General features: G+C 71.9%; 6 protein-coding genes and 1 pseudogene. 5 read left to right on the top strand and 2 right to left on the bottom strand.

Annotation, left to right across the window (positions count from 1 at the left end):
• Positions 1-466: 466 nt before the first annotated feature.
• The gene (locus ACFWBW_RS40625) at positions 467-1,393 is read right to left on the bottom strand and encodes a SigB/SigF/SigG family RNA polymerase sigma factor (RefSeq protein WP_385384587.1); all 927 of its coding nucleotides are present in this window, start codon (positions 1,391-1,393) and stop codon (positions 467-469) included.
• Positions 1,394-1,555: 162 nt separating this feature from the next.
• On the opposite strand from ACFWBW_RS40625, the gene ACFWBW_RS40620 reads away from it, so the two are divergent.
• Together ACFWBW_RS40620 and ACFWBW_RS40615 are read left to right on the top strand one after the other, a co-directional pair.
• Entirely contained in the window at positions 1,556-1,825 is a 270-nt protein-coding gene (locus ACFWBW_RS40620) for a hypothetical protein (RefSeq protein WP_385384585.1), read from the top strand.
• Positions 1,826-1,944: 119 nt separating this feature from the next.
• Positions 1,945-2,289 (top strand): STAS domain-containing protein, encoded by a 345-nt coding sequence (locus ACFWBW_RS40615; RefSeq protein WP_385384582.1) that lies wholly within the window; start codon positions 1,945-1,947, stop codon positions 2,287-2,289.
• Positions 2,290-2,466: 177 nt separating this feature from the next.
• Here the strand turns inward: ACFWBW_RS40615 and ACFWBW_RS40610 are convergent.
• Positions 2,467-2,790 (bottom strand): annotated as a pseudogene (locus tag ACFWBW_RS40610) (ATP-binding protein); the annotation flags it as partial.
• Between the two features lie 349 nt (positions 2,791-3,139).
• Here ACFWBW_RS40610 and ACFWBW_RS40605 point away from each other — a divergent pair.
• The 3 genes from ACFWBW_RS40605 to ACFWBW_RS40595 all read left to right on the top strand — a co-directional run bounded on the left by ACFWBW_RS40605 (position 3,140) and on the right by ACFWBW_RS40595 (position 10,642).
• Complete coding sequence (locus ACFWBW_RS40605; protein WP_385384579.1) at positions 3,140-7,165, top strand: HAMP domain-containing protein; 4,026 nt, start codon at positions 3,140-3,142, stop codon at positions 7,163-7,165.
• Positions 7,162-9,687, top strand: coding sequence for a SpoIIE family protein phosphatase (locus ACFWBW_RS40600; RefSeq protein ID WP_385384576.1), 2,526 nt, complete (start codon positions 7,162-7,164; stop codon positions 9,685-9,687). Before ACFWBW_RS40605 ends, ACFWBW_RS40600 begins: the two co-directional genes overlap by 4 nt.
• A gap of 139 nt (positions 9,688-9,826) precedes the next feature.
• Complete coding sequence (locus tag ACFWBW_RS40595; protein WP_385384573.1) at positions 9,827-10,642, top strand: N-formylglutamate amidohydrolase; 816 nt, start codon at positions 9,827-9,829, stop codon at positions 10,640-10,642.
• Positions 10,643-10,737: the final 95 nt, after the last annotated feature.

The raw sequence follows: 10,737 nt of genomic DNA, 5'->3' as shown, positions 1-10,737 counted from the left end.
GCGTTGGTCAGCAGCTCGGACACGAGGAGCAGGGCGTCCTCGGCGGTCTCGGTTCCGTCCCAGCCCCAGTCGTGCAGGGCCTCGCGCGTGAAGTCGCGGCCTTTGGCCACGGCGCCTCGGACGCCCGTCAGGGCGAGCCTGCGGCGCTGTCCTCCGGCGGGAAGGCTCGCGCTCAACGGATCACCCGATTCAGGTCCGATGGTTTCCATCGAGGTCTTTCACCCCCGCGTTGGCACTGGCCCGCGTTGGCACTGGCGGGTGCTCTGGCCCCGCCCCGTGCCAGTCTAGGCGACCGAGGTCCTCACGGCGTTGCCACGCGGAGCCGCATGGCGAAGCCCGTGTCCGTGGCGCGGACCTCGACGAGGGGGTCGGCCAGGAGGCCCGCGGGTGGCGGGCCGGCCGGCGAAGGCCGTGTTGATGAGGGCTTCGTGGCGGGTGGCTTCCAGGACTTCGCCGGGGTCATTCCCTACTCCGCGAGCATGCCGGTGCGCAGCCGTGCCAGGGTTCGGGACAGGATGCGGGAGACCTGCATCTGGGAGACGCCGAGTGCGGCGCCGATCTCCGCCTGGGTTTTCTCCTGCCCGAAGCGCATCTGGAGGATGAGGCGGTCGCGTTCGTCGAGTTGCTCCAGCAGGGGTGCGAGGGTGTGGAAGTCCTCGAAGAGTTCCATGCCGGGGTCGACGGCGCCGTGGCGTTCGGCCGCGGGACGGGCGCTGCGGCCCGCCGCGGAGGAGGTGTCGCCGTCGGCGGTGGTGGTGTCGAGGGAGCTGCTGGTGTAGCCGTTGGCGGCCACCAGTCCCTCGATGATCTCGTCCTCGGAGAGCTCCAGGTGGTGGGCGATCTCCTTGACGGTCGGCGCCCTGCCGAGGACGTCGCTCAGGGCGTCCTGGGCCTTGGCGAGTTCCGTGCGCAGTTCCTGCAGGCGGCGCGGTACGTGCACGGCCCAGGTGGTGTCGCGGAAGTAGCGCTTGATCTCACCGGTGATGTAGGGGAGGGCGAGGGTGGAGAACTCGACCTCGCGCTCGGTGTCGTAGCGGTCGATGGCCTTGATCAGGCCGATGGTTCCCACCTGGATGACGTCGTCCATGTCGAGTCCGCCGCCGAGCACGCGGGCGCGGAAGCGCCGTGCGGCGAACTGCACGAGCGACAGGTTCATCTCGATCAGGGTGTTGCGCGTGTACTGGTACTCGCGGGTCCCCTCCTCCAGCGTGCGCAGCCTCGCGAAGAAGAGCCGCGAGAGTTCCCGGGCGTCGGAGGGCGCCATCTCCCGCGCGTTCTCCACCCGGAACAGGTCCGTGTCCTGCGTGGGCGCTCCCGCGGACTCCTGGTCACACACGGGTACTTCAGCGTCTGCTGCACGAATGGGGCCTACAACGGTGGCCGAGCGATACATGGTGGCCGCTCCCTCCCGATTGACTGACGGCTGCCGGGGGCGCTTCTGCCCCGCCTGAGAGGGTCTACACACCTCGAGGTCGTCATTTCTTCTCCCGAGTGCTGCGCGGCGCCGGCGAAGGGCGCCTGCGCCGCGCAGCGGGGCGGCGGTTGGCGTGGGGGCATGGAGATGACGGGGAAGCGGCGGGTCCTGTACCGGCAGGGCAGCGGGTTCTGGCGGATGACGGCGAAGTGGGCCTTGTTCTTCGGGGCGTTGAGCCTGTTGGACGGCGGGCTGCTCCGGTCCTGGGGGCACGCCGTGGTCTGGCCGCTGATCGGGATCGTGCTGTGGGGGCCGATCGGGGAGACCTACCCGGATCCGCGCCCGCTGCCGCCCCGCCGCTCCTCCGACGGGGGCGGCTCCCGGCCTGATTTCCTGGACGTCCTCGACTGAGGGCCGGGAGCGCACGGCAAGGGGTGGCAGGGGAGAGCCCCGTCGGCTGCGGCGCCGGAGCGAAGAGCAGGCATACTCCCTTGGAAAGACGTACGGCAGACGAATCCGGGGAGGCGGACATGACCGGAGCAGGGGACGGATACGGGCAGAGCGTGGTCGGGGACGGCTACCCGGCGGGGGCCGCCTGGGTGGTGGTGGCCCGGGGAGAGCTCGACCAGGACACGCTCGTTCCCTTGGAGGAGGCCCTCACCGAAGCCGCCGGCCTGCATCCGATGGTGGTTCTGGACGCAGGTGCCATCACCTTCGGGGACTCCTCGTTCCTGAACCTGCTCCTGCGGCTGCACCGCCTCACGACCCTGCGCATCGCCGCTCCCGGCGAGCAGTTGCGGAGGCTGTTCGCGGTGACCGGGGCCGATACGGTCCTGTCCCTGCACGCGAGCGTCGAGGCCGCAGTCGGGGCGTGAACCCGCGCCTGCGGCGCCTGTGCGCCCATCGGCTCCCGGCCCGGCGGCTCCCGCTCCACCGTTTCCGCGCCTACGCCGCTCCCGCGTATGCGGGTCCGGTCCGCCGCCGGGCCGGAAGCAGGCGGTGATCGCCTTTCCGCCGTGGCTCGCGTGGACGTCCAGGGAATCGGCCAGCGCCGTGACGATCCCCAGCCCGCGGCCCGACGTGGCACCCGCGTCGGCGGTGGGTTCCCGGTACCGCGGCAGCCGGGGGTCGCCGTCCGCGACGCTCACGTGCAGGCAGCGGCCGTCCCAGGTCAGCACCAGGTGCGCCGTGCCGACCGCGTGCAGGTGCGCGTTGGTGACGAGCTCGGAGACGCAGATCAGCACGGAGTACGCGGTGTCGGCCACCGAACCGCTCCACGGCAGGGACGCCAAGTGGCCCGCCGTCCACTCCCGTGCCGCCCGGACGCCTTCCGAGACGGGAAACGACCGGGCCCAGCCCACAGCCTTGACCGCCATCTCCTTCACCCCGTTTCCTCCGTTGTGTGCGAATGTCACCGGTTCGTCTACCCGGAACCCGCCGGTGTACCCCGGAGCGAGCGGAGCCTTCCAAACCGGGTTGATGCAGGCCTCGTTCAGGCCGAGTGCGCGGGCTTCCCGCCCATCTGCCTTTCCCGCAGGCAGGATGCACTGTCCCCGGTGTGATCGACCGTGCCTTATGGTCCCTTCGGCGGCGCTAGCCTTCACCCGAGCGGTGGTGCGGCGAAGACGGATCCCCGCGGAGCCGGGCGCATCGGTGCGCCCCGAAACCGGGGTCCTTCTTGTCCCGTTCGTCGGAGTGTCGGTTTCGAGTGTGAGGTTGGGGCGGATGTCCGAGCGGACGGGTACGGGTTCGGCGGGCGGGGTGCCCCCGCTTCACGGTGAGGGCGGGATCGGCGAGGCGGAGCTGCGCAGGCTGCTGGCCGGGCTGACCGCCGTGCGCGACGGGGATTTCCGTACCAGGCTGCCCGATGCGGCGGACGGGCTGCTCGGGGAGATCGCCACCGTCTTCAACGGGATGGTCAACCAGCTGTCCCTGTTCACCTCCGAGGTGACGAGGGTGGCCCGCGAGGTGGGCACCGAGGGGACGCTCGGCGGCCAGGCCGACGTACCCGGGGTCGGCGGGGCCTGGCTGGACCTCACGGATTCGGTCAATTTCATGGCCGGGAACCTGACCGCCCAGGTGCGCTCCATCGCACAGGTCGCGACCGCCGTGGCCAAGGGCGACCTCTCGCAGAAGATCACCGTCACCGCGCGGGGGGAGATCCTGGAGCTGAAGGAGACCATCAACACGATGGTCGACCAGCTCTCCGGATTCGCCGGCGAGGTCACCCGGGTGGCCCGCGAGGTCGGCACGGAGGGGCGGCTCGGCGGCCAGGCGGACGTCCAGGGCGTCTCCGGTACGTGGAAGGACCTGACGGAATCGGTCAACGTCATGGCCGACAACCTCACCGCCCAGGTGCGTTCCATCGCCGAGGTCACCACCGCGGTTGCCCAGGGCGATCTGACCCAGAAGATCCGGGTGGACGCGCGGGGGGAGATCCTGGAGCTGAAGGAGACCATCAACACGATGGTCGACCAGCTCTCCGCGTTCGCCGACGAGGTCACCCGCGTTGCCCGCGAGGTCGGCACCGAGGGCAACCTGGGCGGCCAGGCCACGGTCCGGGGCGTCTCCGGGACCTGGAAGGACCTCACCGACAACGTCAACGTCATGGCCTACAACCTGACCGGCCAGGTGCGCTCCATCGCCCAGGTGGCCACCGCCGTCGCCCGCGGCGACCTCTCGCAGAAGATCATGGTGGAGGCGAAGGGCGAGGTCGCCGCGCTCGCAGGGGTCATCAACACGATGGTCGACACGCTGTCCGCGTTCGCCGACGAGGTCACCCGGGTGGCCCGCGAGGTGGGCACGGAGGGCCGGCTCGGCGGCCAGGCACAGGTGCCCAATGTGGCGGGCACCTGGAAGGACCTCACCGACAACGTCAACTCCATGGCCAACAACCTCACCGGCCAGGTCCGCAACATCGCCCTCGTCACGACGGCCGTCGCCAACGGCGACCTGTCCAAGAAGATCGACGTGGACGCCCGCGGAGAGATCCTGGAGCTGAAGACCACCATCAACACGATGGTCGACCAGCTGTCCGCGTTCGCCGCCGAGGTCACCCGCGTGGCCCGTGAGGTCGGCAGCGAGGGCCGCCTCGGCGGCCAGGCGGAGGTCGAGGGCGTCTCCGGCACCTGGAAGCGCCTGACGGAGAACGTCAACGAGCTGGCCGGCAACCTGACCCGCCAGGTCCGGGCCATCGCCGAGGTCGCCAGTGCGGTCGCCGAGGGCGACCTGACCCGCTCCATCACCGTCGACGCCTCGGGCGAGGTCGCCGAACTCAAGGACAACATCAACTCCATGGTCGGCTCGCTCCGCGAGAGCACCCGGGCCAACCAGGAGCAGGACTGGCTCAAGTCGAACCTGGCCCGCATCTCCGGCCTGATGCAGGGCCACCGGGACCTGGCCGCCGTAGCCGAACTCGTCATGGACGAACTGACGCCGCTGGTCGCCGCCCAGTACGGAGCCTTCTACCTCGCCGAGGACCGCCCCGGCGGCACCGTCCTCACCCTCGTCGGCTCCTACGGGCGGTCCGCCGCCGCGGAGGAGGGCGCCGCCTTCGCCCTCGGAGAGTCCCTGGTCGGACAGGCGGCCCGCAGCCGCCGGATCATCGCCACCGACCAGGTCCCCGGCGGCTACGTGATCTCCTCCGGGTTGGGCCACACCACCCCGGGCAGTCTGATCATCCTGCCGATCGTGGTGGACGACCAGATCCTCGGCGTGATCGAGCTCGCCTCCTTCACCGCCTTCAACCCCGTCCACCGCGACTTCCTGGCCCAGCTGATGGAAGCGATCGGCGCCAACGTCAACACGATCGTCGCCAACGCCCGCACCGACGAACTCCTCGGCGAGTCCCAGCGGCTGACCGGCGAGCTCCAGGCCCGCTCGGAGGAACTCCAGGTCCAGCAGGAGGAACTCCAGCGCTCCAACGCGGAGCTGGAGGAGAAGGCCGCCCTCCTCGCCAGCCAGAACAGCGACATCGAGGCCAAGAACCTGGAGATCGAGCAGGCCCGCCAAGAGCTGGAGACCCGCGCCCAACAGCTGTCGCTGGCCTCCACCTACAAGTCCGAGTTCCTGGCCAACATGAGCCACGAACTGCGCACCCCGCTCAACAGCCTCCTGATCCTCGCCCAGTTGCTCGCCCAGAACCCCGCGCGCAACCTCACCCCCAAGCAGGTCGAGTACGCCGGCATCATCCACTCGGCCGGCTCGGACCTCCTCCAGCTGATCAACGACATCCTCGACCTGTCGAAGGTCGAGGCCGGCAAGATGGACATCAACCCCGAGCGCGTGCACCTGCCCCAGCTCCTGGAGTACGTCGACGCCACCTTCCGGCCGATGACCACGCAGAAGAGCCTCGACTTCACCGTCACCACGGCCCCCGGCGCCCCCGACGACCTGCTCACCGACGACTCGCGGCTGCGCCAGATCCTGCGCAACCTCCTCTCGAACGCCGTGAAGTTCACCGAACGCGGAGGCGTCGAGCTCCGCATCGAACCGGCCGCGGCCCCCGAGGTCCCCTCCGGACTCTCCCGGCGCGGCCCGATGCTGGCCTTCCGGGTGCGCGACACCGGAATCGGCATCCCCGAACAGCAGCTCGAGTCGGTCTTCGGGGCGTTCCAGCAGGCCGACGGCACCACCAGCCGCAAGTACGGCGGCACCGGCCTCGGGCTCTCCATCAGCCGCGAGATCGCCCAGCTCCTCGGCGGGGCCGTCACCGCGGAAAGCACCCCCGGCCAGGGCAGCACCTTCACCCTCTACCTGCCGGTCAGCCGCGCGGACTACGAGGACCCCTCCTACACCGATGCCCCCCCGGCGCTCCCGCCCGGGGCCCCGAACCGAGCGGTGGCGGGGCAGGGCGGCCGTCAGGGCAAGGCCGTACTCCCGGAGCAGCGGCGGCCCCGCCGGCTCCTGGTGATCGAGGAGCGGACCAACGGGCTGCTCTCCCTCGTCGCCGAGAGCGCCGACCGCGACTTCGCCCCCGGCCACCGGACGCCGGGGGAGAGGGACGGCATCCACGTGGTCCACGCCACGAGCTCCCGCGAGGCCGCAGCCGCCCTGGCGGCGCACTCCTTCCACTGCGTGGTCCTGGAACTGGACCTGCCCGACGGCGAAGCCCTCCGCTTCCTCGACGCCCTCGACGGAGACCCGGCCCTCGCCTCGCTCCCCGTCCTCGCCCACAACAACCCGCGGGTGCGGACCGGCCAGGAGGAAGCCCTGCGCCGGCGGTCCGCGTCACGCCGTGTGGAGCTGCTCTCCAGCCTGGACGAACTGCGCGAACGCATCGCGCTCCACCTGTCCGCCGAACAGCCGGGGGACGTCCTGCCCCTGGTGCAAGGCGATGCGCGGCGCCGGCCCGCCGAGCACGTGCTCGAAGGCGACCTGGCCGGCCGCACCGTCCTCGTCGTCGACGACGACGCCCGCAACCTCTTCGCCCTCAGCGGGGTCCTGGAACTGCACGGCATGCGCGTCCTGCACGCCGAGGACGGCCGCAAGGGCATCGACACCCTCGTCCGCAACCCGGGGGTCGACATCGTCCTGATGGACGTGATGATGCCCGAACTGGACGGCTACGCAGCCACCGCCGAGATCCGGCGCATGCCGCAGTACGTGGGCCTGCCCATCATCGCGGTCACGGCCAAGGCGATGCCCGGGGACCGGGAGAAGAGCCTCGCTGCGGGCGCCAGCGACTACGTCACCAAGCCGGTGGACGCCGACGACCTCATCGCCCGCATCCGGCGCAGGCTCACCCGATGACCGCGGACACGCACCGGCACGACGAAGCCCGCCGGCCGCAGACTCCAGGAGCGACGCAAACTCCGGGAGCGCCGCAGACACCGGGAGCAACGCAAGCACCGGGAGCCCCGGACGGCGACCGGCCCACCAGCGTCGTGCCGAAGCAGGCCCCGACGCCCCTGGGGCGCCTCGTCGCCACCGTGGAACGGCTGCGCCGCGAGGTGCTGGAGGCCCAGGCGGCCGCCGACGGGCGGGCTCTGGTCGAGCTGGCCAAGGGCATCCTGATCGGGCAGCTGAACTGCACCCCGGCCGCGGCGGCACGCCAGCTCGACGTGCTGTGCCGAGAGAGCGGGATGTCCCCCCTCGAGTTCGCCGCCGACATCGTCAACCAGGCCTCCCGCGACCACGTCAGCGAGATCGCCGCCGAGTTCGTCGAACGCGCGGGTGCGGGTACGGGTACGGGGGCCGGTGACGGCGGCGCCGACCCGGCCGGGCAGTCCTCCACGCTGTCGGTACGGCTGCGCACCGCCGAGAGCGGGGTGCTCGCCGTCACCGCCGACACCCAGGCGGTCGCCGAGTCCCTCCTGGCGAACGCCCTGGGCCCGCTGGGCGCGGTCGCGGTGGCCGTGTGGACCGCGGTGCCCGACGGGTCGCTGGCCCTCGCCGGCCACGCCGGGTTTCCACCCAGGGAGGCCGCCCGCTGGCGCCACGTACCCCCGGGCGTCTCCACCGTCGCCCGCCTCGCGCTCGGGGAACGCCGGCTGGTCACCCTCGCCGACCTCGACCGGGAAGGACTGCCCTCCATCGGCCGCGCCGAATGGCCGGGCGGCGGCCGGATGGCGGTGCCCACGGGGACCGGCGGACGGATCCAGGGCGTCCTGGAGATCTGCTGGCCGCACCCCCTGGAGCCGCAGGCACCCCAGGTCGAGCGCCGGATCGAGCGGCAGGTCGAGGCCCTCGCCGAGCTGTGCGCCCGCACCATGGACGCCACGCCCCCGCGCGACCCCGCGGCGGCCGACGCGGTCCTCCCCGATGTCGCCGAGCTCATCGACCTCGCCGAGGGACTCCAGGACCCGGCCGTGGTCCTCACCCCGGTCCTCGACTCCGAGGGCCGGCTCGCCGACTTCCGGATCCGGCACACCGGCAGCCGCTTCGTCGACCCGGTGGGACGGCCGCGCGGCGACGTCAACGGCGCCCTGCTGCTGGAGGCCTACCCGCTGGCCGCCGGCGAGAGCGGACTGTTCGACATCATCGAGCGCGTGCACGCCACGGGCGAGCCCTTCCGCGCCGAACGCATGAGCCTGACCGCGCTCGTCGACCAGATCCCGCTCACCTCGGTCGCGAACATCAGCGTCAGCCGCCACGGCTCCGCCGTCCTGCTGATCTGGCGGATCCAGGACGAGACGGCCCGGCTGGCGGGCCTCCTCCAGCACGCCCAGCGCCTGGGCAGGATCGGAGGCTTCGAGGAGAACCTCGTCACCGGCGAGACCACCTGGAACGCACAGCTCTACGACCTCCACGGACTCCCGCCCACCGCGCCCCCGGTCCGGCTTCACGAACTTCCCGGCTACGCGCACCCCGACGACTCCGCGGCCCTCGGCCGCTTCCTGCGCGCGGTGCTCCGCCACCGCCGCCCCGCCTCCGTCAACCTGCGCCTGCGCAGACCCGACGGAATCACCCGCCACATCCGGGTCGTCGCCGAGCCCGTCCTCGACGCGGACCAGCGGCTGCACGCCGTGCGCGGCGCCTACCAGGACATCTCCGCGCAGCACTGGACCGAGGTGGCCCTGGCCGCGACCCGGGACCAACTCGCCCACACCGAGGCCGAGTCCGCCGAGCGCAGCCGGCTGGCCCTCCAGCTCCAGCACGCCATCATGCCCCCCACCCCGCCGGCCATCGAAGCCCCGGGCCTGCGGGTCGCCGTCCGCTACCGGCCGGCGGAGATCGAGGCGCTCGTCGGCGGAGACTGGTACGACACCGTGGTGCTGCCCTCAGGGCTGATCATGCTCTCGGTGGGCGACGTCGCCGGGCACGGCATCGAGGCGGCCACCGGCATGGTCGTCCTGCGCAACGCCCTGCGCGGCCTCGCCGTCACCGGGGCGGGCCCCGCCCAACTGCTGTCCTGGCTCAACACGGTCACCCATCACCTGGCGAAGCACGTGACGGCCACCGCCGTCTGCGGCCTCTTCGACCCGAGCACGAGGGTGATGCGCTGGGCCCGCGCCGGCCACCTGCCCCCCGTACTCGTGCGCCACGGGGAGGCGGAGGCCTTCCCGCTCATCGAGGGGCTGCTCCTGGGAGCCCTGCCCGAGGTCGCCTACGTCGAGCGGGAGGTGCAGCTCGAACCGGACGACACGCTGCTGATGTACACGGACGGGCTGGTGGAGCGCCGGGACTCCTCGGTGCAGGAGTCGCTCGGCCACCTGGTGCAGGCGGCGGCCGCCGCTGCCGGGGACCTGGACGGCCAACTGGACCGCCTTCTCGCCGAGAGCCGATCGGACACGGACGACGACACGTGCGTGATCGGCATCCGGGTCGGCTGAGGCCCCGGCCGGCCGTCCAACGGGCAGCGATCAGCACGGAGTCGACGGGCCGGACAGACGGCGCCCGCACCCGGCCGCGCGGTCGGTCGAGCGATCATCAACCGAGAGATCAGCCGCCCCGGCAACGGAGGATGCTCACATGAACCACCGGCCCGAATCCCGGCCCGAATCCCTGCCCTTCGAGATCCTCCCCGGCGCCGGCGCGTCGCCGGTGATCCTGCACGTACCGCACTCCTCGCGCGTCATACCGGATTCCGTCCGCCGCGGAATCCACCTGTCCGACCCGGCCCTCGCACGGGAGCTCGACCACATCACCGACTCCCACACCGCCGAGATCGCCGCGGCGGCCGCGGCCGGTTCCGCGGTCACGCCGTGGCAGTTCGTCAACGGGTTGTCCCGGCTGGTCATCGACCCCGAGCGCTTCCCCGACGAGCGCGAGGAGATGCTCGCCGTGGGCATGGGGGCGGTGTACACGCACTCCACCCACCGGGAACGCCTGCGCCCCGAAGGCTTCGACGTCCGGCCGCTGATCGACCGCTACTTCCATCCGTACGCCGAGGCGATGACCCGGGCCGTGGAGGACCGGCTGGAGGCCACCGGCCGGGCCGTGATCATCGACGTGCACTCGTACCCGAGGGAGCCCCTCCCGTACGAACTGCACGGTGACGGCAGCCGGCCGCCGATCTGCCTGGGCACGGACCCCTTCCACACCTCGGCCGCCCTGCTGGCCGCCGCCGAGAGGGCGTTCGCGGGCTTCGGCGGCACGGGACTCGACAGCCCCTTCGCCGGTACGTACGTGCCGCTGGAGTACTACGGCAAGGACGACCGGGTCGGTGCACTGATGGTCGAGATCCGCCGGGACACGTACATGTCGGAGCCCGGCGGCCCCGCCGACGCAGGCCTCGGCGTGTTGGCGGCGGCCCTGAGGGAACTGGTGGACGACCTGCACGCGTGACCCGGCGCCGCCACGCGCCCCCCGTGGCGGCGCCGGAGGCGGGCCGGGCGGTGGATCGCGGGGCCCCGAGGCGTGTCGGTCCTGGTCCTTTTTCT

Origin of the sequence: Streptomyces sp. NPDC059957 (assembly GCF_042730015.1) — a bacterium.
GTDB lineage: Bacteria > Actinomycetota > Actinomycetes > Streptomycetales > Streptomycetaceae > Streptomyces.
This window is presented reverse-complemented; position numbering and strand designations above follow the sequence as displayed.

Excerpts from the sequence above, each read along its gene's own strand:
- ACFWBW_RS40625 (WP_385384587.1), bottom strand. The coding sequence starts at position 1,393 with ATGTATCGCTCGGCCACCGTTGTAGGCCCCATTCGTGCAGCAGACGCT.
- ACFWBW_RS40605 (WP_385384579.1), top strand. The coding sequence starts at position 3,140 with ATGTCCGAGCGGACGGGTACGGGTTCGGCGGGCGGGGTGCCCCCGCTT.
- ACFWBW_RS40620 (WP_385384585.1), top strand. The coding sequence starts at position 1,556 with ATGGAGATGACGGGGAAGCGGCGGGTCCTGTACCGGCAGGGCAGCGGG.
- ACFWBW_RS40600 (WP_385384576.1), top strand. The coding sequence starts at position 7,162 with ATGACCGCGGACACGCACCGGCACGACGAAGCCCGCCGGCCGCAGACT.
- ACFWBW_RS40595 (WP_385384573.1), top strand. The coding sequence starts at position 9,827 with ATGAACCACCGGCCCGAATCCCGGCCCGAATCCCTGCCCTTCGAGATC.
- ACFWBW_RS40615 (WP_385384582.1), top strand. The coding sequence starts at position 1,945 with ATGACCGGAGCAGGGGACGGATACGGGCAGAGCGTGGTCGGGGACGGC.